The following is a 24,250-nucleotide window of genomic DNA, read 5'->3' on the forward strand; positions in this document are numbered from 1 at the left end:
GCTGCGCTGGGCCTGACCGTGTCAGGCCCAGCGCAGCGGCAATGACTTGAGTGCGAACGTCTTTGACGGGAAAGCGATCTCGGGACTGTAGTCGGGCGCCAGTTCGAAGTCGGGCAGTTGCTTGAGCCATTCGGCAACGATCACGGTCAGTTCTATCCGCGCCAAGTGTGAGCCCAGGCAACGGTGTGGTCCACCTCCGAATCCCCAGTGCCGGTGCACCTTTCCGTCCATGACCAGTTCATTGGTGGACATGGCGTCGCTACCGTCGCGGTTGACGGCGGCCATGCACAGCCGCATTTGTGAGCCTGGTGGTAGCGTCATGCCGCCCACGTTGACAAAATCCGTGGTGATTCGTGGAGCAACCGGCGCTGACGGCTCCAGCCGAACGATCTCCTCGATGAAAACCCTTATTTCCTTCGGGTTATCGCGAAGCTGGGTGCGTAGCTGCGGCCGGCGTGCCAACTCGAGCAACGAGAATCCGATCGCGGCGGTCACGGTATCCAGACCAGCAAGGATCAACAGGTGGCTCATGCCCAGAAGTTCGAGATCAGTGAACTCGCCGGGGCCGGTCATCACCTGTGACAACATGTCTGAGCCGGGGTTCTGGCGACGTTGTTGGATCGCGTTGTTGAGGTACTCGAGCAGCTCTAGTTGGCCGACTTCGAGCTCTTCGCGGGTGAGATAGAGCTTGTCGCCGATAATTGCGTCTTTCCACGCGATCACTCGGTCGCGATCCTGCAGCGGCAGGCCATAGAGGTCCAGGAATACCTGGAATGGGTACAGCCGTGCGAACTCTGCCATCGCATCGCATTCACCGCGCCCGGCGAAGCCCGCGATCATCTCTGCCGCGTGGCGCTCCAGTACCGGCCGCGACTTGCCCAGGGCATGCGGGCTGAAGTAAGGCTGCAGCGCCTTGCGGTAGCGGGTGTGCTCGGGCGGGTCGAACGCCAGGGGCACTACGGGCAGCGGATTGCCCGGTGGCTGCAGGATCCGCGACGAGAAGATCTTGGGATTTCGCAGCGCCGCGAGCACGTCCTCGCGCTGGGTCAGGTAGTAGTGGCCATTCATGAAGACCACGGGCCCGGCGTCCCGCAGCGTATTCCACCCGACCGCGCGGTCGGCGGCTAGCGGCAATGTCGAATATTCAAGACGCGGTAGATAAAACGAGCTGGCCGAACCTTCGCCGGGGGTACTCATTCGCTCAAGTCTTCCGTTTTCCGTTCTAGTCGGAGGTCATCGGGGCCGCCAAACTCTTGATGACACGGTCAATATCGCACGGTCGGCAAACACCCAACAATCCGACATCGATCACATCCGAGTTCATATCTGACGGATTGGCCGCGGAGCCGAGGCCACGAGGGACTCGTGACCATCAATCGACAAGCTAATCTACCTATTGATCGGTGTGGTCCGAGCTGACCTGCTCCAAGCTGGGTTGAGACTCGAGAGAGGAAGTCCGGTGAAGATTCGCCTCGAAAGCTCCAAGTGTGTCGGCCACGCCCAGTGCTACGCGGTGGATCCAGACCTGTTTCCGATCGACGAATCCGGCTACTCGATTCTCGAAGAGCACGAGGTGCGACCCGAGGACGAGCAAGTGGCCCGCGATGGTGTGGCTAGCTGCCCCGAAATGGCGCTCATCCTCGACGAGGAGTGACAAAAGTGGCCGCCTGACGGACCTCGGGCGGCCGCTGTCTTTCTAAACTAAACGTTAACGGATAGTTGTATTTAGGTTAACAGCAGTTTAACTATGGTTTACGGGGAATGAATAGTTGGCGTCTTCGGCGCCGGAGGCCGGTCGGGTCATCTAATGTGTTCCATATGCAATAGTTCTGCAACGTGGCAGCTGTTGCATGATGGTGCTAAGATGCGGTCTTCTCGAGGCTGAAAGCTCATGCGCTGATGACCACAAGTTGGCCGTGACGGTAGCTGCAGATGCTCTCGACAACGCCGCGCCCGAAAAATTCCTGGCGCGCATCTTTCGCACCGCGACGTGTCTCGAAGACCATGCCGGATCAACGAGTAACGCCCGTTCGCAGTGCTGAGGCCGTTTGGCGAGACGGCTTCAACCAGCTGGGCCGGGGGGCAGAAGGTGGTGATTACACGAACGGTCGCGGCCTCGCTGGCCGATGCTGGGGTGGCATTGCTGTGTCCGGATCGCGATTGCGATCGTGGGCGGCTTTAGGAGGGGTGGGTGTTTGATTTCGGGGCGTTGCCTCCCGAGATAAATTCAGGCCGAATGTATACCGACCCTGGATCGGGGCCAATCATGGCTGCTGCGTCGGCCTGGGATGCTCTGGCGGCCGAATTGAGCTCTGCGGCATCTGGTTACAGTTCGGTGATTGCAGAGCTGACTAGCTCACCATGGCTCGGCCCGGCATCGCGCTCGATGATGTCGGCCGTTGCTCCTTATGTGACTTGGCTCAGCGCGGCGGCCGCCCAGACCGAGACCGCGGCCAGCCAGGCCCGCGCGGCGGCGGCGGCCTACGAGACCGCATTTGTGATGACGGCGCCGCCGCCTGTGATTGCCGCCAACCGGGTCTTGTTGATGACATTGGTGGCGACCAATGTCTTTGGCCAGAACACCCCGGCTATCGCGGCCACAGAAGCTCAATACATGGAGATGTGGGCGCAAGACGCCGCCGCCATGTACAGCTACGCCGGCTCGTCGGCGCTGGCCACGGAGTTGCCGCGGTTCGCGCCACCACCGGATACCACCTCGGTGAACGCGGCCGGAGGTCAGTCCGCTGTCGTTGCCCAAGCCGCTGCCACGCCGGCTGGAGACTCCGCGCAGACCATCACGGCCACCATCCCGCAGCTGCTGTCGTCCGCCGGAGTGCCCGGACTGCAGCAGCTTTCATTGTCTTCAGTGTCGTCGATGTCGCCGTCGGCGGCGTCATCGCCAACCGTGTGGCAGATCATTCAGACGCAAGTACAGAACTTCCTGACCTACGGGCTGCCGACGCCGGACAACAACTATGCCGGCCTCTATCCCGGCATGTACAACGCGCTGAGGCAAACACTGCAGGCCTACTTCGGTGTGGGAATAGGCAACTCCGGCTGGTCGATAGCCCAGCAGTTGACCTTCGGCCCCGGGGGAACCACGGCCGGTGCCGGTGGTGCCTGGTACCCGACACCCGAATTCGCCGCCTTGGGCGCTGATACCTGGCATTGGCACCCGATGGCGAGCTTTGCGTCGTCCAGCAAGGTCGGCGGCCTATCGGTTCCGGCCAGCTGGGGCACCACTCCCGGTGCGGTGGAACAAGCATCCACGAAGCCTCGTGAGCACCAATTTCACTACCTCACCGGGCGAAGCGAACCCTGCGAACGGATTGAACGCCGCGCTGCGCGGATTCCCGGTTGGATCGCGCGGCGCCCAGCGCACCGGCAACCTGGGCGTGCGCTACGGATTCCGCTACCCCGTCCTGACCAGACCGCCGTCGGCAGGTTGATGTCATGGCCTCAACAACCACTGCGTGTGACCGTCATCGGATTCAAAGGTTGCCAGTAAATGAAGAGCGGATGAAGAGTGACTGTTCGACGATGAGTATTTCGCAGCGAAGGGGCGCCGCGAAGCCGGTTCCAATTAGCGTTGATAGCAATCAAATCCCGACGGTCTTCGGGCCCGCGGGTGATGAGGAGGAACTCCTATGTCATACGTGACCACACAGCCGGAGGCCCTGGCGGCGGCAGCCAGCACCTTGCAGGGCATCGGCTCGACGCTGAGCTCCCAGAATGCCGCCGCGGCAGCACCCACTACGGGTGTGGTGCCCGCGGCAGCCGATGAGGTTTCGGCGCTGACCGCGGCTCAGTTCGCCGCACATGCCCAGATGTATCAAGCCGTGAGCGCTCAAGCCTCGGCGATTCACGAAATGTTCGTCAATACCCTGGGCATCAGCTCAGGGTCGTACGCGGCGACCGAAGCGGCCAACGCGGCCGCGGCCGGCTAGGGGGTCCGGAAATGGCGATGGATTATGGGATGCTTCCGCCCGAGGTCACCTCGGCGCTGATGTATGCGGGGCCGGGATCATCATCGATGGTTGCGGCGGCCTCAGCCTGGAACGCGCTGGCCGCCGAACTGAATTCGACAGCCCAGGGCTACCTCACGGTGATCACCCAGCTGTCCAGCGAAGAGTGAATGGGGCCTGCCTCCGCAACGATGGCACAGGCCGTCGAGCCCTACATGACCTGGATGTCGGTCACCGCCGGCCAGGCCGAGCACGCGGCCACGCAGGCTCAGTCGGCCGCGGCGGCCTTCGAGACGGCGTTCGCCGCCGTGGTGCCTCCGCCGTTGATCGCCACCAACCGTGCCGAACTGACTCAGGCGCTGCAGACCAACATGTTCGGCTTGAACAACGGTGTGATCGCCCAATTGGAAGCCCAGTATGCGGAAATGTGGGCTCAAGATGCGTCGGCGATGTACAACTATGCCGCCTCATCTGCACTTGCCACGAAGATCGAGTCGTTTACCGAGGCTCCGACGATAGCCAATCCGGCGGCCAGTACCACTCAGGGTGCCGCGGTCAGTGCGGCGCAAGCGACGTCGGCGGCCTCCACCCAAAGCACGGTCCAGAGTTTCCTCAGCCAGATCACCAGCCAGCTTGGACAGCTCGCCTCGCCGAGCGGAACGCAGAGCTTCGTGTCGCAGCTGGGGGCGAGTAATCCGATCCTGACCGAGATTTGGTTCCTGTTGACCGGGCAGACCGTGCTGCCCAACAACCTGGGAACGTTCATGCAGGGCTACTCCAACTACGCCAGCTTCTTCTACAACACCGAAGGTCTTCCGTACTTCAGCGTCGGTATGGGCAACTTCGGTGTTCAGATGGCCAAGACGCTGGGGTTGATAACTCAGCCGGCTGCCGCCGCGGCAGCAGCCCTGCCGAAGGTCCCGGGGCTGGGTGGCGCGCTCGGTGCGATCGGCAGTGCAGGCAGCCAGGTGGCGGCCGGATTGGGCAGCGGCGCCCACGTCGGACACTTGGCGGTCCCGGCATCCTGGCCGGGTGCATCGGTTGCAGAGGCCGTGCGCCCAACGGTCCAGGCGGTCAGTGAGCCAATCACCTCGCCCGAGGCGGCGAACGTGGTCGACGGCATGCCCGTGGGCGCCACGGGTGCCGGACGTGGGGTCGGTTCAGGTCCCCGATACGGGTTCAAACCGACGGTCATGGCGCGCCCACTTCCCGCTGGCTAGCCAGGCAACGCAGATCGCCCCCTGCCGGACCACATCGTCAGCAAGGAGCCTCAGCTCAAAGGGAGCACCGAAAATGTTAAAACGCCTTCTAGTTGTCGCAATCGCGTTACTTGGACCATTGGGAACTGTGGCAACCGCTCACGCGGACAATAATGACGACAGATTTCTCTCGGAATTGCAGTCCGAGGGCATCACAGACCACATTTCGCCCTCGCACGCGATCTTGGCCGCCCACATTGTGTGCCAGAAGCTTGACAGCGGCATGACGCCAACAGAGGTCGCTTACGACGTGCTCAACAGCAGTTCCATGCCCGGATATCACTCCGGCTACTTTGTCGGCGCGGCTATTGACGCGTATTGCCCGCAGTATCGGCCCGAGGAGGGATCGCTCTACGGCCACGGCGCACCCGCCGGATGGCGACCCTAGTAATAGGGCGGCGGGACTGATTGGATATGCCAGGCAGGGCTCCGGCGTTGTTGATTAGCGGGCTTGTGAGCTGGGGAATTGTGGATTGAGGAGGTCTAGGCGGCGGTTGGCGGTCAAAGCGGTGATCCGGCAGGCTTCGGCGATGTTGTCGGCGCCGTTGAGGCGGTGCAGATTGATCGCGGTGTTGCGTAGCGCTGCTAGGACCTGTGCGCCGTTTCCGGTATGTGCCCTTTGACGGTCTTCGTCGAAGGTGACGTCGCGTATCCAGTGCAGGCTGTTCTCGATTCCCCAGTGTTGACGCATCCAGGCCATGATCGCGGTAGGGCGGGCGTGCTCGAACGGCAGGCTGCAGATGGCATAGACCACCTCCACGCTGCGCTGGTCGGTGGCGGTGATCAAGCGTTCACGAGTGATCCGGATGATTTGTTTTGCGTAGGGGAAGCCGATTCCTCGTGCAGCGGTGATGATTTGCAGGGTGCGGGTCTCGACACGGCCGTGGCCGCGGGAGTCGTCGGTAGCGGCTGCGGGCACCTCGGCCCAGGGCAGCGCGGTGATACGCGCAAATATTTTGGCTTGGTTGGACTTGACGATCATCAGGTAGTGCGACTTCAAGGTGGCGCAGATCAACTTCGCGGTGACGACCTGGGTATGCATCGCATCCACGGTGACCAGCCACCGCAAGCTACCCGGCAGCAGCGTGAGCAGGGCACGTACGCAGGGAATTTCATTGCTTTTCTCGGCGACAGCGAGTTGACCGAGCACCAATCGGGCACGGTGGGCGAACACCGACACGAGATGCGTGGCTGTCGCTTTGGCGCGTAAAGCACCACGCAGCATCTTGCCGTCCAACGCGATCGGCACCAATCCACTGGGGTCGCTGCTGGCCACGTGTGCAGTGAAGTAACTGCCCATCCTGGCGTTGAGGTCGGCGGGGTCTAGCCGAGACAAAACAGCGCGGAAGGTCTTCTCACTGGGCCGCCGGAACCGGACCCCTAATTGGGCCAACACATCATCGGGAGCGGTGGCCGCCCATGTGGCAAAACCAGCATAGCCGCGCATCCCCGCGGCAGTGGCCAGAACCGCGATCGCCAACAAAGCCATCAGCGAATACCTCCGACCGCGTGGGCCCCTCGGGTCTGGCACCGAGGCCAACACATCGAGAAACTCCGATCCGATGAACTCGCTGCGCTCACCAGGACTCCAGCGGTCGAACACCTCTGGAACCGACGACACACGCAATACTGAAACGGTAGGCACGGGCAACTCCAGACCAACGACGAACAGTAACCAACTCGATCGTTCTCCAGATAGCCCGTGCCTACACTCCGGCCCCAATAGCGCGGCACCAAAGATCATCAACCCAGCTCACAAGCCTGCTAATCAACAACGCCGGAGCCCTGATATGCCAGGGGAGGAGGGGGGAAGTGAGTATGACGACAACGTCTTCGTTTGGGGCTGTCCGGGCCCCGAGCGCCCATGACCGACCGTGGTCGCGAGTTTCGGACTCAGAGTCGTTAACTAGTTGCGCGAATCCGCGGTGGATCAAGACGGCCGGCGCTCATCGAGCCGGCCCACCGAAACTGCCCCACCGTATTGCTGTAGCACCGTCACGGCAGCGCCGAACGAGCCTCGCGGCCGACCGGATGGCTGTCGCGCTGGCAGCTAGACGCCGCAAAATGCCCCGTCGCGCGCTCTTCGGCCAGCAGCCGCACATCCTTGACTGTGAGTTTGCTGAGTGGGATGCTAGGTGCATCGAGCGCTGTTACTGTGTCGTTACTACAGGTGAATTCACGGTGCTATCGCGTGAACAAATGCAAACAGGCCCCGTAGAAGGCAACCTGGCGTCACACAGTCATCTAGTCTCTGCACTAGATGGGCGCCGGGGATAATCTAGGGAGGAATACAGCATGTCGTTTGTGACCACACAGCCGGAGGCGCTGGCTGCTGCAGCCGTAAACCTGCAGGGTATAGGCACCACGATGAGCGCGCAGAACGCGGCAGCGGCGGCGCCGACGACCGGAGTGGTACCCGCGGCCGCCGACGAGGTGTCAGCGCTGACCGCCGCTCAGTTCGCCGCCCACGCGCAGATGTACCAAGCCGTTAGCGCCCAAGCCGCGGCCATTCACGAAATGTTCGTTAACACGCTTGCAACAAGCTCCGGTTCGTATGCGGCCACCGAAGCCGCCAACGCGGCCGCTGCCGGCTGACCGCACTGTCGGTCTCAGACCGGGGGAGGGATCAGGCGCTGCGGTGAGCGCAACACAAACCTCCCATCGGTGGGTGAATTCTGGCTCTGATCGCTCGGCTGCGACGACGCTCCCGGCAGTTGTGAAGTGCTTCGTCGAATCGGACATCGAGGTTTGGGGGCGATGTATGTCGCACCGCGCTGAAATGCTCGGTGACCGCTGGCTGACCGAAAGGAGGGGGGGCATCCGTAACTTTTGGGCCGGCGGTTGCGTGAGCGCGTAGCTGATCGGCCATCGCGCTCACCACAACCGAATACACGATCTAACTGACAACCAACCAGCCAATACACAAGGAGAAATTCAGGTGACTGCACGCTTTATGACCGACCCGCACGCTATGCGGGACATGGCGGGCCGTTTCGAAATGCACGCCCAGACGGTTGAGGACGAGGCCCGCAAGATGTGGGCGTCCTCGCAGAACATCGCCGGCGCGGGCTGGAGCGGTATGGCCTCGGCCACCTCGCTGGACACCATGGGCCAGATGAACACCGCTTTCCGCAACATCGTCAACATGCTGCACAGCGTGCGCGACGGTCTCGTTCGCGACGCGAACAACTACGAGCAGCAAGAGCAGGCTTCCCAGCAGGTCCTCCGCGGCTAGCGCGCAAAGCCACGGCTGCGTACGCTTTTCTCAGGTTAGGAGAACACCAATATGACCATCAATTACCAGTTCGGGGATGTTGACGCCCACGGCGCCCTCATCCGCGCGCAGGCCGCCTCGTTGGAGGCCGAGCACCAGGCCATCGTTCGCGATGTGCTGGCTGCCGGTGACTTCTGGGGTGGCGCCGGTTCGGTGGCTTGCCAGGAGTTCATCACCCAGTTGGGTCGCAACTTCCAGGTGATCTACGAGCAGGCCAACTCGCACGGCCAGAAGGTTCAGGCTGCCGGCAACAACATGGCGCAGACCGACAGCGCCGTCGGCTCTAGCTGGGCCTAAAACCTAACTTCAGGCGCGGCAGCACACCAACCAACCGGTGTGCTGCCGTGTCCTGCAGTCAACAGCCACGTCGATATCTGAGGTAGGGATGGATCAACAAAGTACGCGCACCGATATCACCGTCAACGTGGACGGCTTCTGGATGCTTCAGGCGTTGCTGGATATCCGGCACGTTGCGCCTGAACTACGGTGCCGGCCGTACGTATCCACCGACTCGAACGACTGGCTCAATGAACACCCGGGCATGGCGGTCATGCGCGAGCAGGGCATCGTCGTCGGGGACACGGTGAACGAACAGGTAGCCGCCCGGATGAGGGTGCTAGCCGCACCTGACTTCGAAGTTGTCGCCCTGCTTTCGCGGGGCAAACTGCTGTATGGAGTCGTCGACAACGAGGACCAGCCGCCCGGTTCGCGCGACATTCCCGACAACGAATTTCGGGTGGTGTTGGCCCGTCGTGGCCAGCACTGGGTGTCGGCCGTTCGCGTTGGCAATGACATCACCGTCGACGACGTATCCGTTTCCGACAGCGCGTCGATCGCCGCGTTGGTGATTGACGGCCTGGAGTCTATCCACCACGCGGACCCGGCCGCGATCAACGCGGTCAACGTGCCGCTGGAGGAAATGCTGGAAGCCACCAAATCCTGGCAGGAGTCCGGCTTCAACGTCTTTTCCGGGGGGGATCTGCGCCGGATGGGCATCAGCGCGTCCACGGTTGCGGCATTGGGGCAAGCGCTATCGGACCCCGCAGCCGAAGTGGCGGTCTACGCGCGGCAGTACCGGGATGACGCCAAAGGCCCGAGTGCCTCGGTGCTGTCTCTCAAAGACGGATCCGGTGGGCGTATCGCGCTGTATCAGCAAGCGCGGACCGCCGGTTCCGGTGAGGCCTGGTTGGCTATCTGTCCCGCCACCCCTCAGCTGGTGCAAGTCGGCGTGAAGACGGTGCTCGACACGCTGCCATACGGCGAGTGGAAAACGCATAGCAGAGTTTGATAGGAAGCGACGAAATTGCGCGTGCAGCAAGCTTTTTAAGCATAAAATGCGATTGAGACGGCAACACGGCATACTGCTCTAGAATCCGCAGTAAAACTGAAAAACAACGGCAACTACAACTATTAGTCGCAAGGCGAGGCAAATGAAATTGGAGTTAGTCGAGCCGCAAATGAAAGCGGGCTACGGCGCTTCGGTGTATGTACCGACGGTGTATGTACCGACAGAGCCCCGGGCGCGGCTGAAGTCACGGAGTAACACGTTCGCCACAGCAGGGGGTACAGAACGATGACCGCAGTAGCTGATGCTCCACAGGCCGAACTTGAGGGCGTATCTTCGCCGCGGGCGGTCGTAGTTGGCATCATGGCTGGCGAGGGCGTCCAGATCGGGGTTCTGCTCGACGCCAATGCTCCCGTTTCGGTGATGACCGACCCGTTGCTGAAGGTGGTCAACAGTCGGCTGCGGGAGCTCGGCGAGTCGACGTTGGAGGCCGCTGGGCGCGGTAGATGGGCGTTGTGCCTGATCGACGGCTCGCCGTTGCGTGCTACCCAGTCGCTGACCGAACAAGACGTCTATGACGGCGACCGGCTGTGGATCCGGTTCATCCCGGACACCGAACACCGGTCGCAGGTCATCGAGCACATCTCCACTGCGGTTGCGTCGAATCTCAGCAAGCGATTCGCCTCGATCGACCCAGTTGTCGCGGTGCAGGTCGGCGCGGGGATGGTGGGGACCGGTGTGATCCTTGCCTCGGGCGTCTTGGGCTGGTGGCGCTGGCACCACAACACGTGGCTGACCACAATCTTCGCCTCGGTGATTGCCGTGCTTGTGCTGATGGTCGCCATGATGCTGCTGATGCGTGCCACCACTGATGCGGATCGGCGCGTTGCAGACATCATGCTGGTCAGCGGTCTTGCGCCGCTGACCGTGGCGGCGGCTTCGGCACCGCCTGGTTCCGTCGGTTCTCCGCAGGCCGTGCTCGGCTTCGGGGTCCTGTCCATCGCCGCGGCGCTGGCCCTGCGATTCACTGGTCGACGACTGGCGATCTATACCGCCATCGTCACGATCTGTGGCCTGACGACATTGGCGAGCTTGTCGCGGATGGTCGCCGCGACCAGCGCGGTGACGCTGTTCGCGACCATGTTGTTGATCTGCGTCGTGATGTACCACGCCTCGCCCGCGCTGTCGCGGAGACTGTCGGGTATCCGGCTGCCGGTCTTCCCGTCCGCAACCAGCCGATGGGTATTTGAGGCACGTCCCGATCTGCCCACCACCGTGGCGGTCGCCGCTGGCGGCCCCCCCGTGTTGGAGGGCCCCGCCTCGGTGCGCGACGTGGTGTTGCAGGCCGAACGGGCCCGGTCCTTCCTGAGCGGTCTGCTGGTCGGGTTGGGCGTGCTGATGGTGGTGTCGCTGACCTCGCTGTGCAATCCGCACACCTCGGAGCGTTGGCTGCCACTGATGCTCGCCGGATTCACCTCGGGCTTCCTGATGCTGCGCGGGCGCTCCTACGTCGACCGCTGGCAGTCGATCACCCTGGCCGTCACCGCCGTGATCGTGGTTGCTGCGGTGTCGGTCCGATACGCGCTGGTCTTGTCTTCGCCGTTGTCGGTGTCGATCGTGGCGTCGCTGTTGGTGTTGCTGCCCGCAGCCGGAATGACGGCCGCGGCCGTTGTCCCCAACACCATCTACAGTCCGTTGTTCCGCAAGTTCGTGGAATGGACGGAGTACCTCTGCCTGATGCCAATCTTCCCGCTGGCATTCTGGTTGATGAATGTCTATGCAGCGATTCGGTACCGTTAGCGGCAGGTTGCGGCCTGGTCGCGGATCAACCGCGACCATCGCCGCACTTCTGCTTGCCTCGGGTGCGTTGGCCGGCCTGCCACCGGCGTACGCAATCAATCCTCCGACCATTGATCTGGGAGCTTTGCCGCCCGACGGTACGCCGGGACCGCCGGCCCCGATGAAACAGAACTCCTACTGCACTGAGGTTGGGGTGCTGCCTGGCGCCGACTTCAAGTTGCAGCCGAAGTACATGGAGATGCTGAACATCAACGAGGCATGGCAATTCGGCCGTGGCGCCGGGGTAAAGGTCGCTGTCATCGACACCGGTGTGACACCGCACCCGCGGTTTCCCCACTTGATCCCGGGCGGGGACTACGTGATGGGCGGTGACGGGCTGCAGGATTGCGACGCCCACGGCACCATCGTGGCGTCGATGATCGGTGCGGCGCCGGCCAACGGGGCGCTACCGCCTCCGGCCGTCCCACGCCGGCCGGTCACTATCCCCACCACCGAGAAGCCGCCACCGCCGCAGACCGTGACGTTGTCACCTGTGCCTCCTCAAACGGTGACAGTGATTCCGGGGCTGCCGCCGGAGGAAGGGGCTCCCCAGGGTGAGCCCGGACCCGGGCCGGTGCCCCCGCCAGCTCCCGGCCAACCGCCGGCAAGCAACCATGGTGGCGGAACGGTGACGATCCCCAGCTACTCAGGTGGTGCGCGGGTGACGGGGGTCGACCACGCGGGCGGCCCGCGTCCGCTCGACCCGCCGCCGCCGGCACCGGATGCATTCAGCGGGATTGCGCCGGAGGTCGAGCTGATCTCGATCCGCCAATCGAGCCAGGCGTTCGGCCTCAAGGACCCCTACACCGGGGATGAGGATCCGCAGACGCAACAGAAGATCGACGACGTTGAGACAATGGCGCGAGCGATCGTCCATGCCGCCAACATGGGAGCGTCGGTGATCAACATCTCCGATGTGACCTGCATGAGCGCCCGCAACGTCATCGATCAGAACGCGCTGGGGGCCGCAGTCCACTACGCGGCCGTCGACAAGAACGTGGTCATAGTGGCCGCGGCCGGCGACGGCAGCAAGAAGGACTGCAAGCAGAACCCGATCTTTGATCCGTTGCAGCCAGACGACCCACGTGACTGGAACGCGGTCACCACGGTGGTGACGCCCTCTTGGTTCAGTGACTATGTCTTGACGGTTGGCGCAGTCGACACCAACGGTCAGCCGATGACAAAGATGAGCATCGCCGGACCATGGGTGTCGATCGCGGCGCCCGGGACCGATGTCATCGGACTCTCGCCCCGTGACGACGGCTTGATCAACGCGATCGACGGTCCGGACAACTCGTTGCTGGTTCCGGCTGGCACGAGTTTTGCGACGGCGATCGTGTCTGGCGTGGTTGCCCTGGTCCGGGCGAAGTATCCGGAGCTGTCGGCGTACCAAATCAGCAATCGGCTCATTCACACCGCCCGCCCGCCCGCTCGTGGAGTGGACAACCAGGTCGGCTACGGTGTGGTGGATCCGGTGGCTGCCCTCACCTGGGACGTGCCCGAAGGGCCGGTCAAGCCGCCTAAGCAGCTATCGGCACCGCTGGAGCTGCCGAAGCCGCCCGCAGAGCGCAATATGGTGCCAGTATGGGTGGCTGCCGGCGGATTGACCGGTGCATTACTGATAGGCGGTGCGGTGTTCGGTACGGCGACGTTAATGCGGCGATCACGGAAGCGGCGATGAAGGCTCAGCGCAGGTTCGGTTTAGCTTTGTCGTGGGCGCGGTTGACGACAGTGTTCGTGATCGACCTGCTCATTCTGATCGTGGCCAGCCATTGCCCAGACTCGTGGCAGGGCGAGAACCGCATCGCGTGGTGGGTTGGCGTCGGCATTGCCGTGCTGGTCACCTTGTTGTCGGTCGTCACCTATCGCGGGATCACGGTCACCTCGGGTATCACTGCCTGGCTTTGGGATTGGTCCGCTGACCCGGGCACGGCACTGGGTGCCGGCTGCACACCGGCCGTGGATCACCAGCGTCGTTTCGGGTGCGACACCGTCGGAGTGCGCGAGCATCATGGCCGATTGGTCACCGTGATCACCGTCGACGATGGCGAGGGAGATGCCGCGGGTCGGCATCGGCATCGCACCACGCAGTCGGCGGTGGTACCGGTGGCGACCGTAGCCGAGAACTTGCGACAGTTCGATGTTCAGCTCGATGGCGTCGACATCGTGACCGTTGAGGTCCGCGGTGGTGCCGAGGCGGCCCGGGCGTCGGCTTCATTGGATGAGTGGGGCCCGGAAGAGTGGGGAATGGTGGGGGAGAGTCCCGCCGCGAACCGTCGCCGTACGTGGTTGATCTTGCGGATGAATCCCCAGCGCAACGTTGCCGCGATAGCGAGTCGTGATTCGCTGGCCTCGACGTTGGTGACAGCCACCGAGCGGCTTGCCCAGGTGCTCGATGGCCAGAGTTGTGCCGCGCGCCCATTGGCGGCCGACGAGCTGGCCGAGGTTGACAGCGCGATATTGGCCGAGCTGGAGCCGACCTGGAGCCGTCCGGGCTGGCGTCATCTCAAGCACTTCAACGGCTATGCGACCAGTTTTTGGGTAACGCCGGCCGACATCAACGCCGAGACCCTCGATGAGGTCTGGCTCTCGGACGCCCCCGAGGTAGGCGCCACGGTGCTCACGCTTCGTCTGGTGATGCGCGCGGGAGAACCTCGGTTGTCGGCGTGGGTCCGCTACCACAGCGATGAACGCCTGCCCAAGGAGCTATCGGTGGGCCTCAACCGGTTGACCGGCCGCCAACTGGCGGCAGTGCGAGCGAGCCTGCCGGTGCCGTCCACCCGGGCTCAGCTGGTTGTTTCCAGTCGCGAGTTGCTAGACCACGACGAGCTGGAACTGCCTGTGGGGCAAACACAGGAGCACGCGACAAGCGCGACCACAGGGCAATGACCCGCGCACAATCAGCTGCAGACGATGCCCGCAACGCCATGGTCGCCGGTCTTCTGGCGTCGGGCATCTCGGTCAACGGGCTACAGCCAAGCCATAACCCGCAGGTTGCGGCTAAGATGTTCACCACCGCAACCAAGCTCGATCCAGCGATGTGTGACGCCTGGCTGGCACGGTTGCTCGCCGGCGACCAGACCATGGACGTTCTCGCCGGCGCATGGGCGGCGGTAAGAACCTTCGGTTGGGAAACCCGCCGTCTCGGCGTTACCGACTTGCAGTTCCGCCCCGAGGTGTCCGACGGGCTGTTCCTGCGGCTGGCTGTTACCAGTGTCGATTCGTTGGCCTGCGCCTACGCTGCCGTTCTGGCCGAGAACAAGCGTTACCAGGAGGTCTCGGACCTGCTCGACACCACCGACCCCAAGCATCCCTTCGATGCCGAGTTGGTGAGCTATGTGCGAGGTGTCTTGTACTTTCGCACCAAGCGCTGGCCCGACGTGCTGGCCCAGTTCCCCGAGGCAACGCCCTGGCGGCACCCGGAGCTGAAGGCGGCCGGTGCGGCGATGGCGACAACGGCCTTGGCATCACTGGGGGTCTTCGAGGAGGCCTTCCGGCGTGCGCAGGAGGCCATCGAAGGGGACCGGGTTCCCGGCGCGGCCAATATCGCCCTCTACACCCAGGGCATGTGCCTGCGCCACGTGGGGCGCGAGGAGGAAGCCGTCGAGCTGTTGCGTCGCGTGTATTCGCGCGACGCAAAGTTCAGCCCAGCCCGCGAAGCCTTGGATAACCCCAACTACCGACTGGTATTGACCGACCCCGAAACGATTGAGGCGCGCAAGGATCCATGGGATCCGGACAGTGCGCCTACCCGTGCCCAAACCGAAGCCGCCCGGCATGCGGAGATGGCTGCCAAGTATCTCGCCGAGGGGGACGCCGAGCTCAATGCGATGCTCGGCATGGAGCAGGCCAAGAAAGAAATCAAGCTCATCAAGTCGACCACCAAGGTGAATCTGGCGCGCGCCAAGATGGGGCTTCCCGTTCCGGTGACCTCACGCCACACCCTGTTATTCGGTCCTCCTGGTACTGGAAAGACCTCGGTGGCAAGGGCATTCACCAAACAGCTGTGCGGGTTGACGGTGCTGCGCAAGCCGCTGGTGGTAGAGACCAGCCGCACCAAGCTGTTGGGTCGCTACATGGCCGACGCGGAGAAGAACACCGAGGAGATGCTCGAGGGTTCACTGGGCGGCGCAGTCTTCTTCGACGAGATGCATACCCTTCATGAGAAGGGCTACTCCCAGGGCGACCCCTACGGCAACGCGATCATCAACACCCTGCTGCTGTACATGGAGAACCACCGCGACGAGTTGGTCGTATTCGGTGCAGGCTATGCCAACGCCATGGAAAAGATGCTCGAGGTGAACCAGGGTCTGCGACGGCGCTTTTCGACCGTGATCGAGTTTTTCAGCTACACGCCCGAAGAGCTGATTGCGCTCACCAAACTGATGGGCCAGGAGAACGAAGACGTCATCACTGAGGAAGAAGCTCAGGTGTTGTTGCCGTCGTACACCAGGTTCTACAACGACCAGAACTACTCCGAGGACGGCGACCTGATTCGCGGCATCGACATGCTCGGCAACGCCGGCTTCGTGCGCAATGTCGTGGAGAAGGCCCGTGACCACCGCAGTTTCCGCCTCGACGATGAAGATCTCGATGCGGTGCTCAACAGTGATCTGACGGAATTCAGCGAGCTGCAGATGCGTAGGTTCAGAGAGCTGACCAAAGAAGACCTGGCCGAAGGTCTCAGTGCCGCGGTGGCAGAGAAGAAGACGAACTAGGCCTCGGCGCGGCAAGCACCAAGCCCAGCTAACCCGCAGTCGCCCGGGAGGACGAACCTACACGGGCCCAGACGCGGGGCGCCGTATTCGCCCGGCGCAACCACCGCGAGTCGCGTTGACGCTGGGTTGACCCCGGTGACACCATGACGCTGGTTCTGCCTCACCAGCCGAAGTCTTTGCACGAAAACGGGGCCTCGAAATCGGAATTGGCATCAGTGGTCGGGGGATGCTCCGGGGCGCGCTGGTTCGCCCCGTGGATGGATTGAGATCAACTCGGCTCATCGCGCACCGTTGGGCGGATACGCTATGTCATGCCAAAGCTTGCGCAACACCGGCCGCCCGGTCCAGCAAACACTGCTGGCGGCTTGAACCCGAGTTGCGCAACCACCGCGCACTCCCGTGGGCGCCGGATTGCGACGGGAGGTGGGCGGGACTGAACCAGTTGACAGTGGTTGTGCGAAGTTGGTGACCGTTTCCATCCGATCCGGTCCGGGCAGAAATTCCGCCGTCTGAATCGACTGGCGCCGAGTGCCCGAAGGCACGCGCGAACTGATTGTGCACGTGCCATCGGCAACATCCCGACACCACCACAGCGGCCGAGCCAATAGCCGGGTCGGGCTATCCCAAAGAGGAGAAAGTCCGATGTCTCTTGTCATGACGAGACCGCCAGTCCCGGCACTGCCGGCCGGCAGGCTAGCCAACCAAGGCCCTGCCCCTGTCCGGGGCGAATTGTTTTTGGCTGCAATAGAAGTAGCTCTTCCCGCCCCGGGTTTTGGAAGCGCGCGGCGGCAGCCTGAACCTGATCATCGACGGCGTACCGACACCCTCTCGGCGCGCGGGCTTGGATCGCTTGCGCCGATGATGGCCGCGTCGAGTGCGGCCGGGTAGGGGGCGTTGGAGATGGATTTCGCAGCACTGCCACCAGAGATCAATTCGATACGCATGTATTCGGGGCCGGGCTCAGCTCCGATGCTCGCTGCGGTAACAGCCTGGGATGGGCTCGCTGCCGAGTTGCGCTCGACGGCCGCCGCATACGAGACGGTGATCGCCGTGCTAACCGGTGACGGCTGGCTGGGGCCGGCCTCGGAGTCGATGGAAGCCGCCGTGTTTCCGTACCTGGCGTGGATGAACATCACCGGAATGCAGGCTGAGCAAACCGCCCGCCAAGCGGCAGCGGCGGCGGGCGCGTTTGAGGCCGCGTTCGCGATGACGGTGCCCCCGGCGCAGGTGGCCGCCAACCGCACTCAGTTGCAGACGCTGGTTGCCACCAATCTTCTGGGGCAGAACACGCCCGCCATCGCCGCTACCGAAGCCGCGTACGGCGAGATGTGGGCTCAGGACGCGGCGGCGATGTATGGCTACGCGGTCGGCTCTGCAGCCGCATCGACGCTGACACAGTTCACCCAGCCGGCGCAGACCACCGATCCAAGCGGGCTGGCCAGTCAGTCGGCGGCGGTCACTCAGGCAGTAGGCAGCACAGTTGGCAACCTCACTCAGACGGAGCTGCCACAACTGATGTCCGCGGTGCCGGCGAGCCTGCAGGGGCTGGCCTCACCAGCGGCCGCATCGCCGATAGACGCCATTCCCGGATCCGGGCTGCTTGCCGCACTGCTGAACTTCCTGGATGGCAACGACGGGAACCCGTACGGGGTCTTTTTGAACTCGTCATTGGTGAACGGGTTCGTCTCAGCCGGATACGTCAGCCCTGCCGTCGTCGGACCCGCAATCTGGGCCGCAATGGCCGATATCAATGCAGTGGCACTGGGTGCCCAGGAATCGGCCGCGGTACCGCCCATGGGGTCCGGCGAAGGAAATCCGTCGTGGATACCCGCGGCATCACCGGCAAGCCCGGAAAGTTTGCCGGTTCTGGGTGAGGAGACGGCAGCCACGCTGGGGACTGGAGGAATCTCGGCGGGTATGAACCAGGCTGAGCTGGTCGGGCGAATGTCTGTTCCCCAAAGCTGGGCGTGGCAACAGCGGTGGCCAATCACGCCGGTGCGGCAGCCCCGGGCGGCGGCTGGACCAGTACGGCCGTTGTCCCCGAAGCGGCAGTCGGGATGCCCGGCATTCCAGGTATGCCCGCGGGCATTTACGGGCACAGCCTCGGCAATGCCCCCCGGTACGGATTCCGCCCAACGATCATGGGGCGCCCGCCAGCTGCTGGATGACGAGACGGAAGTCACCGTGACATCGACGATCGGTTCCGGGACTGCCGCGGCTACCGAATCTGCCAGCATGACTCCCTCGCGTTGAGGCTCGGGTAATGGTCTTGCCGGCAATGGATTTCGGGGCCCTGCCGCCGGAAGTCAACTCCCTGCGCATGTATTCGGGCCCAGGGTCAGCGCCCATGCTCGCCGCTATGGCGGCGTGGGATGACGTTTCCGCGGAAATGCTTTTGACGGCAGCGGCATACGAGTCGGTGCTCTCGGCTTTGCTCAGCGACGGCTGGCTGGGGCCAGCTTCGGCGGCTATGGCGGCAGCGGCGGCCCCGTATGTGACGTGGCTGAGCGCCACCGGGCTACAGGCCGCGCAGACGGCCGGTCAGGCGGCGGCGGCCGCGGCGGCGTTCGAGGCCGCGTTCGCCATGACGGCGCCGCCGAGTGTGGTTGCGGCGAACCGGGTGCAGTTGCTGACGCTGGTGGCTACCAATTTTCTGGGCATCAACACACCGGCGATCGCGGCTACCGAGGCCGAATACGCCGAGATGTGGGCGCAGGATGCGACAGCCATGTACGGGTATGCGGCCGGTTCCGCGGTGGCATCCACGTTGGAACCATTTTCGGAACCAGCACACACCGCCAGCCGCTCCGGGCTGGCGGGTCAGACCGCGGCGGTTGCCCAGGCGGCGAGTACCGCTATGGGCGGCCTCACGCAGACCGAACTGCCCCAACTCATGTCCGCGGTACCGGCAAGTCTGCAAGGACTCGCCGCACCGGCGGCGGCACCGCTGGACACCATTGCAGGGTCGGGTCTGCTTGCTGACATCCTGAACTTTCTGGACGGCAACGATGGAAACGCCTTCGGGACCTTCTTGAACTCCTCATTGGCAAATGGAGTCATCTCGGCCGGATACACGGCTCCGGGGATCGTCGTGCCCGCCGTGACATCGGCAATGGCCGACGTCAATGCGTTGGCCCTAGACGGCTTACCAGGGATTGCGTTGCCAATTACGGGATCCGATTCCGGCGATGCCGTTTGGACAAGAATGACAGTTCCGCAATCGGGCCTGGGGGGGGAGTCGCCGCGGGAACCAACCAGGCGACCATGGTGGGTCGACTGTCGGTCCCGCCGAGCTGGGCGGGGACCACGGAAGTGACAGATCATGTCGCCACCGCGCTCCCGGGCGCTGGCACCGCTACCGCCCCGGAGGCGAGTGCGGCGATGCCTGGCGTACCCGGGGTACCTGCTCCGGGCGCCTACGCGCGCAGCTACGGCACCGGACCCCGGTACGGATTCCGGCTGACGATAATGCCGCGCCCGCTCTCGGGCGGCTGAACAACGCGCTTGCACCGAAGCCGGCGGAGTTGCGCCGCTCCGCGTGTGTGACCTGAAGACAGCGAAAAGCGCTGCGATGAAACAAAACCCGGCACACGATGGCGCATCGCCTTACCGGCATGATCGGGCAGCCACGGGCGCGTTGGGTTGACGGTCACCGCTTCGAGTGAAACTATGACCTTTGCAAGCACTTCGCTAGGTGAGGCGTCTGCACGGATACAGGCCACTGACCTCGAACGTCGAAAGACGCCCCGGGTCGGGACAACTCTTCCCGGCTTAAGGGTTGAGCCCAAGTGACTTCCGGCTTGAAAGCGTCGGATACGCCGTGTGGTGCCAAAGCTCTGACGAGAGGGGTGCCGCGCTCAGTCGTCGTGCTGGGCACTCGCCTCTATGTGCTGTGTGACTGGCACCCCCGCGTGCCCCGGCCCCGAGGAGGTGAGTGCGAAGTGAGTCCCGGTGATAGACCGTATTCGAGACCAACGGCCATTTCGTTTCGATCCGATCCCGGCGCCCTTTTCGTTATCTGACACGGTTTCATCCACGTTTGTTTGATCGGCACGCCTTAGCCTGTGCTGCGGACGTGTAGCTGAAGCGCGCGAAGTTGCGGTATCGGCGCTGTGTCGTTGTGCGTCAGGAGAAGCCCGATGCCATGTGGCCCCTGGACCGATATAAAGCTGGGCCACAACATAATTCGGTGGATAGCGCCCATGTATAGGGCACCGAGCGTGCACCGGAGCGCAATCGGGCGCTAGGGCTACGCAACCCGATGCCCGCCCCGCGTCCCACTCGGCCGTAACGGCCGCCAATGCCATCACGGCCAGGTAGAGAAAGAAGCCAGCGATGACCGCCAGTCTGGATTTCGCCACACTGCCACCCGAAATCAATTCCGCACGTATGTATTCGGGGCCAGGCTCCGCCCCGATGCTTGCCGCAGCCTCAGCCTGGAAGGGCCTGGCTGCGGAGCTTCGCGTCACCGTGTTGTCCTACGACTCAGTGCTCAGGGCGTTGACCGGCGAGGAATGGTACGGCCCGGCGTCGGCCTCGATGGCGGCTGCGGCAGCGCCGTACGTGGCATGGATGAGCACCACCGCCGCGCAGGCTGAGGAGAGTGCGGTACAGGCGGCAGCCGCTGCGGCAGCCTACGAAGCTGCCTTCTCGGCCACCGTGGCGCCCACGGTGATTACAGCTAATCGGGCTCAATTGATGGTGCTGGTCGCGACCAATGTGCTGGGGCAGAATACTCCGGCAATCGCAGCCGTAGAGGCCCAATACTGCGAGATGTGGGCCCAGGACGCCATGGCCATGTACGGCTATGCCGGCTCGTCGGCCGCCGCCACGCGGCTAAGCGAGTTCCTCGAGCCGCAGCACAACACCAATCCGGCTGGGCTGCTGGCACAGCAGTCAACGCTGGCCCAGCTGATGTCGGCAGTTCCCAACGTGTTGCAGGGACTGGCGTCTTCCAACACTTCGGCATCCGCGCCGTCCGGGCTGCTGAGCACGTTGCTGTCCGGCAATGGCCAGTCCTGGCTAGCCACGCTGTGGTCGGAGTTCGGGCCCAACGCCAATATCTGGAACACCATCGCCTCGACCGGCTTTCTGCTGCCGAGCAATATGGTCACCCCCTTTCTCGGCATGCTGGGCACCGCAGCGGTGGCGGATGCGGCCGAGGACGCGCTCGGAACCACGGGTTCTGGCGCGCTCGGCGGTGCGCTTTCCGCGCCGCTCGGGTCCGTCGGTGGCCAGGCCGGGCTGGCGGCCGCGGGCAACGCCGCCATCGTCGGCAAGTTGTCGGTGCCGCCGAGTTGGACGGGGGCAGCTCCACTGGCCAGCCCGCTGGGTTCAGCCCTGGGCGGCACACCGATGGTCGCGCCTCCGCCGACGGCGGCGGCCGGCATGCCCGGCATGCCGTTCGGGAATATGGCTGGGCAGCCGTTTGGGCGGGCTTTGCCCCAATACGGCTTCCGCCCCATCTTTGTCGCCCGCCCTCCCGCGGCGGGATAGCTGCGGGGAAATCTGCGGCCGAGGCGAAGTCGGATCACGCAAAGGACATCGTCGACCACGTCCGGTAGTCATGTTGCTCCGTGGGCTGCGGTATTTGCAGCACACAAGCTTCACGCCCGGCCGCGGGACCGTCATGACACGCCGGGCGATGGCCTGCCAGCAAACCTACAGCAACCAGCCAGCCGAGTAACAGCCGATTGTGAACCTGGTTGCCCGCGAGGTGCGTAACCTTCCTCCGACGCAAGGAGAACGCCCCATGACGAGCAGCCGTCAGTTCGGTGAAGTCGATGCTTACCCGGTCGTCTGGAGCCCCGGCTCCGGCTGATCCGGTACTGCGCCGGTAACTGCCTGCGCCACGGGAGTGGACATCGTTCCCCCTGGCCGTTGGCGACGTTCGCACCCACGTGTTCAGCAATCAAACTCCTCGCCATCACGCATCAAATCCGGGAGGCCATGCGGCAGCCTTATCCGTTGGTAGCGTCGCACCGTCGGTCATTACGGTGGGTAGCGTGAAATTACTACATGAATTCATATTAGTGAAACTGTAATGCTGTTCTTAGTGGGACATTTCCGCTCGTTCGAGAATGGCGCCGTGCGATTTCGCCTGCAAAATGCAAATATGGACTTGTGTGTCAATAATCGCCCATCGATCGTGTTTGTCCTCTGCGTTGATGGTGAACGCGGCTCCGCCTGGGCGGTGGTTTGCCTTGAGTTGGGTTACAATTGTGTCTAGGTGCATAGATAGTGGCGGCAGTGCATCGCTGAGCGGAAGCTTCACACGCGCCGCTGGGGTGGTGAGATCGATTTTTAACATCGAGATCACGCGGCGGGAATGCGGTGCAAATATGCCTCATCCAAGATCAACGTCGTATGCGGCCATGGGGGCGCGAATAGTGGCTAGCCAAAGGACGATTTGGGATTTTTTTCCGCGGGGATATGAGATAGTTTTTGTTGTGGCTCGGTGGATCAATCATTGGAGAGTTCAGGGGGTGGTTAATGAGTTCGATAAGAGCCGAGGCCAGCATCGTGCGGGACTACAGCTTCGTGATTACCCTGGCGTTCAGCTAAGAACCGGAGGTAGCAGATGATTGACTTTGGGGCGCTTCCGCCGGAGATCAACTCGGGGCGGATGTATGTGGGGCCAGGCGCGGCGCCGCTGATAGCTGCGGCCGCGGCGTGGGACGAGCTGGCCGCCGAGCTGCAATCCATGGCAGCTTCGTATGGCTCAACGGCCCAAGGCTTGACCGTGGCACCGTGGCACCGTGGACCGGTGCGTCGTCGATCACGATGGCGGCAGCGGCCGCACCCTACGTGACCTGGATCAATACCACGGGCGTTCAAGCCGAGCAGGCCGCCACCCAGGCGAAGCTGGCCGCCGGCGCGTATGAGACGGCATTTGCGGCCGCGGTGCCACCGCCGGTGATCGCGGCCAATCGCGCGTTACTGATGGCGCTGATCGCGACCAACATCTTCGGACAAAACACTCCCGCTATCGCGGCCGCCGAAGCCCAATACCTGGAGATGTGGGCCCAAGACGCGGCGGCAATGTACGCCTATGCCGGCACTGCGGCCGCGGCCTCGGCGCTGACGCCATTTACCGAGCCGCCGCAAACCACGAATCCGGTGGCGGGGGCCGCTCAATCCGCCGCCGTGGCCCAGGCCAGCAGTACCGCCGCCAGCTCAGACGTAGTGTCCCAGCTGGCCGGACTGATCACCTCGGTACCGAATGCGCTGCAAACCCTCGCGACAACGAGCGCCGCACCGACCGCGGCGTCCATCCTGCCCGAGGTGTCCCTGCCTCCATGGCTCGCCACCAACCTGGCGAACTGGAATACCATCATGGCAACCTTGACCGGGCCATTCTCACTGCAGGGGATCAGTTCGATACCGGGTGGCCCGTTCCTGTCTTTCGGGCAGGTCTACGCCTACGTGCAAAACGCTCAGGGGCTCAACGCCTTCTACAGTCCGAAAGCGATCACCGGGACGCTGGCGCCGCTGGTTCCGGAGATCAGTCCCGGCGGCGTCGGATTGACTTCGGCGTCGGTATCGAACTCGGTATCGGGGACGATGGGGCGCGCCGCCCTGGTGGGCAGCATGTCGGTGCCGCAAGGCTGGACTCAGGCCGCACCCTCGATGCGACTGGTCTCATCGGTGCTATCCACCAACCTGGCGGCCGCGCCGACCGCTGGGCTACCAGGCGAGGCGGGGGTCTTCGGCCAGATGGCGCTGTCCAGCCTCGCCGGACGTGCCATGGGGGCCAGCACGTTTGGTTCGTCCAGTGGGGGTGCCGTGGCGAACTCGCTCGGCGGGGTTGTTGCCGAGGCCGACCCAGCCGCCGCCACCATCATCGTGATCCCGGCGCTCGACGAATAGGACGCCGACTGCCATGAATCACGAGAACTCCTACAGCAGCC

The 24,250-nt window shown here is 63.6% G+C and carries 18 protein-coding genes, 2 pseudogenes and 1 riboswitch; of the genes and pseudogenes, 18 read left to right on the forward strand and 2 right to left on the reverse strand.

Annotated elements, in window-relative coordinates; translation table 11 throughout:
* Window positions 1–21: 21 nt before the first annotated feature.
* On the reverse strand, window positions 22–1,197 hold the full coding sequence (locus MPSD_RS13440; protein WP_020787502.1) for a cytochrome P450: 1,176 nt from the start codon (window positions 1,195–1,197) through the stop codon (window positions 22–24).
* A gap of 262 nt (window positions 1,198–1,459) precedes the next feature.
* Here MPSD_RS13440 and MPSD_RS13445 point away from each other — a divergent pair, with 262 nt between their 5' ends.
* From MPSD_RS13445 to MPSD_RS13465, 5 genes and pseudogenes are all read left to right on the forward strand, one after another.
* Window positions 1,460–1,654: a ferredoxin gene (locus MPSD_RS13445; protein WP_011740946.1), complete on the forward strand. Its 195-nt coding sequence runs from the start codon at window positions 1,460–1,462 to the stop codon at window positions 1,652–1,654.
* Window positions 1,655–2,236: 582 nt separating this feature from the next.
* On the forward strand, window positions 2,237–3,508 hold the full coding sequence (locus MPSD_RS30265; protein WP_106407454.1) for a PPE family protein: 1,272 nt from the start codon (window positions 2,237–2,239) through the stop codon (window positions 3,506–3,508).
* A 139-nt stretch (window positions 3,509–3,647) separates the two neighbouring features.
* Window positions 3,648–3,947: a PE family protein gene (locus MPSD_RS13455; RefSeq protein ID WP_012394386.1), complete on the forward strand. Its 300-nt coding sequence runs from the start codon at window positions 3,648–3,650 to the stop codon at window positions 3,945–3,947.
* Between the two features lie 17 nt (window positions 3,948–3,964).
* Window positions 3,965–5,185, forward strand: a pseudogene (locus MPSD_RS13460) (PPE family protein).
* Window positions 5,186–5,258: 73 nt separating this feature from the next.
* Window positions 5,259–5,612: a DUF732 domain-containing protein gene (locus tag MPSD_RS13465; protein ID WP_051153694.1), complete on the forward strand. Its 354-nt coding sequence runs from the start codon at window positions 5,259–5,261 to the stop codon at window positions 5,610–5,612.
* 54 nt (window positions 5,613–5,666) lie between these two features.
* On the opposite strand, the gene MPSD_RS13470 is transcribed toward MPSD_RS13465, so the two are convergent.
* A complete protein-coding gene (locus tag MPSD_RS13470; RefSeq protein WP_420811914.1) occupies window positions 5,667–6,869 on the reverse strand; it encodes an ISAs1-like element IS2404/ISMul1 family transposase in 1,203 nt (400 codons plus the stop codon).
* Between the two features lie 650 nt (window positions 6,870–7,519).
* Between MPSD_RS13470 and MPSD_RS13485 the strand changes: the two genes are divergently transcribed.
* From MPSD_RS13485 to MPSD_RS13545, 13 genes and pseudogenes are all read left to right on the forward strand, one after another.
* Window positions 7,520–7,819: a type VII secretion system ESX-5 target PE19 gene (locus tag MPSD_RS13485; RefSeq protein WP_020787496.1), complete on the forward strand. Its 300-nt coding sequence runs from the start codon at window positions 7,520–7,522 to the stop codon at window positions 7,817–7,819.
* Between the two features lie 343 nt (window positions 7,820–8,162).
* On the forward strand, window positions 8,163–8,459 hold the full coding sequence (esxM, locus tag MPSD_RS13490) for a type VII secretion system effector EsxM (RefSeq protein WP_012394389.1): 297 nt from the start codon (window positions 8,163–8,165) through the stop codon (window positions 8,457–8,459).
* 51 nt (window positions 8,460–8,510) lie between these two features.
* Entirely contained in the window at window positions 8,511–8,795 is a 285-nt protein-coding gene (locus MPSD_RS13495) for a WXG100 family type VII secretion target (protein ID WP_011740938.1), read from the forward strand.
* Between the two features lie 88 nt (window positions 8,796–8,883).
* The gene (locus tag MPSD_RS13500; RefSeq protein WP_086085537.1) at window positions 8,884–9,786 is read left to right on the forward strand and encodes an ESX secretion-associated protein EspG; all 903 of its coding nucleotides are present in this window, start codon (window positions 8,884–8,886) and stop codon (window positions 9,784–9,786) included.
* 285 nt (window positions 9,787–10,071) lie between these two features.
* On the forward strand, window positions 10,072–11,583 hold the full coding sequence (gene eccD / locus MPSD_RS13505; protein ID WP_012394391.1) for a type VII secretion integral membrane protein EccD: 1,512 nt from the start codon (window positions 10,072–10,074) through the stop codon (window positions 11,581–11,583).
* On the forward strand, window positions 11,561–13,303 hold the full coding sequence (gene mycP5, locus MPSD_RS13510) for a type VII secretion system ESX-5 serine protease mycosin MycP5 (protein ID WP_020787495.1): 1,743 nt from the start codon (window positions 11,561–11,563) through the stop codon (window positions 13,301–13,303). The genes eccD and mycP5 overlap by 23 nt, the downstream gene beginning before the upstream one ends.
* Window positions 13,300–14,511, forward strand: a complete 1,212-nt coding sequence (gene eccE, locus MPSD_RS13515; RefSeq protein ID WP_036426615.1) for a type VII secretion protein EccE — start codon at window positions 13,300–13,302, stop codon at window positions 14,509–14,511. Before mycP5 ends, eccE begins: the two co-directional genes overlap by 4 nt.
* The gene (eccA5, locus tag MPSD_RS13520; protein WP_020787493.1) at window positions 14,508–16,340 is read left to right on the forward strand and encodes a type VII secretion system ESX-5 AAA family ATPase EccA5; all 1,833 of its coding nucleotides are present in this window, start codon (window positions 14,508–14,510) and stop codon (window positions 16,338–16,340) included. The genes eccE and eccA5 overlap by 4 nt, the downstream gene beginning before the upstream one ends.
* Before the next feature lie 900 nt (window positions 16,341–17,240).
* A complete protein-coding gene (locus MPSD_RS13525) occupies window positions 17,241–18,593 on the forward strand; it encodes a PPE family protein (protein ID WP_020787492.1) in 1,353 nt (450 codons plus the stop codon).
* A 25-nt stretch (window positions 18,594–18,618) separates the two neighbouring features.
* The gene (locus MPSD_RS30430; protein WP_420811915.1) at window positions 18,619–19,656 is read left to right on the forward strand and encodes a PPE family protein; all 1,038 of its coding nucleotides are present in this window, start codon (window positions 18,619–18,621) and stop codon (window positions 19,654–19,656) included.
* Window positions 19,605–19,835: a PE/PPE C-terminal domain-containing protein gene (locus MPSD_RS30845; protein WP_232022848.1), complete on the forward strand. Its 231-nt coding sequence runs from the start codon at window positions 19,605–19,607 to the stop codon at window positions 19,833–19,835. The genes MPSD_RS30430 and MPSD_RS30845 overlap by 52 nt, the downstream gene beginning before the upstream one ends.
* Before the next feature lie 184 nt (window positions 19,836–20,019).
* Window positions 20,020–20,195, forward strand: a riboswitch (M-box (ykoK) riboswitch).
* A 480-nt stretch (window positions 20,196–20,675) separates the two neighbouring features.
* Complete coding sequence (locus tag MPSD_RS13540; protein WP_015355477.1) at window positions 20,676–21,836, forward strand: PPE family protein; 1,161 nt, start codon at window positions 20,676–20,678, stop codon at window positions 21,834–21,836.
* 1,084 nt (window positions 21,837–22,920) lie between these two features.
* Window positions 22,921–24,209: pseudogene (locus MPSD_RS13545) on the forward strand (PPE family protein).
* Window positions 24,210–24,250 lie beyond the last annotated feature (41 nt).

It is taken from the genome of Mycobacterium pseudoshottsii JCM 15466 (genome assembly GCF_003584745.1).
GTDB classification, from domain to species: domain Bacteria; phylum Actinomycetota; class Actinomycetes; order Mycobacteriales; family Mycobacteriaceae; genus Mycobacterium; species Mycobacterium marinum.

Coding starts and splice junctions, on each gene's coding strand:
- MPSD_RS30430 (WP_420811915.1), top strand. CDS start 18,619: ATGGATTTCGGGGCCCTGCCGCCGGAAGTCAACTCCCTGCGCATGTAT.
- MPSD_RS13500 (WP_086085537.1), top strand. CDS start 8,884: ATGGATCAACAAAGTACGCGCACCGATATCACCGTCAACGTGGACGGC.
- eccA5 (WP_020787493.1), top strand. CDS start 14,508: ATGACCCGCGCACAATCAGCTGCAGACGATGCCCGCAACGCCATGGTC.
- MPSD_RS13540 (WP_015355477.1), top strand. CDS start 20,676: ATGACCGCCAGTCTGGATTTCGCCACACTGCCACCCGAAATCAATTCC.
- MPSD_RS13465 (WP_051153694.1), top strand. CDS start 5,259: ATGTTAAAACGCCTTCTAGTTGTCGCAATCGCGTTACTTGGACCATTG.
- mycP5 (WP_020787495.1), top strand. CDS start 11,561: ATGCAGCGATTCGGTACCGTTAGCGGCAGGTTGCGGCCTGGTCGCGGA.
- MPSD_RS13455 (WP_012394386.1), top strand. CDS start 3,648: ATGTCATACGTGACCACACAGCCGGAGGCCCTGGCGGCGGCAGCCAGC.
- MPSD_RS13495 (WP_011740938.1), top strand. CDS start 8,511: ATGACCATCAATTACCAGTTCGGGGATGTTGACGCCCACGGCGCCCTC.
- MPSD_RS13485 (WP_020787496.1), top strand. CDS start 7,520: ATGTCGTTTGTGACCACACAGCCGGAGGCGCTGGCTGCTGCAGCCGTA.
- MPSD_RS13525 (WP_020787492.1), top strand. CDS start 17,241: ATGGATTTCGCAGCACTGCCACCAGAGATCAATTCGATACGCATGTAT.
- MPSD_RS30845 (WP_232022848.1), top strand. CDS start 19,605: ATGGTGGGTCGACTGTCGGTCCCGCCGAGCTGGGCGGGGACCACGGAA.
- eccD (WP_012394391.1), top strand. CDS start 10,072: ATGACCGCAGTAGCTGATGCTCCACAGGCCGAACTTGAGGGCGTATCT.
- MPSD_RS13440 (WP_020787502.1), bottom strand. CDS start 1,197: ATGAGTACCCCCGGCGAAGGTTCGGCCAGCTCGTTTTATCTACCGCGT.
- eccE (WP_036426615.1), top strand. CDS start 13,300: ATGAAGGCTCAGCGCAGGTTCGGTTTAGCTTTGTCGTGGGCGCGGTTG.
- MPSD_RS30265 (WP_106407454.1), top strand. CDS start 2,237: ATGTATACCGACCCTGGATCGGGGCCAATCATGGCTGCTGCGTCGGCC.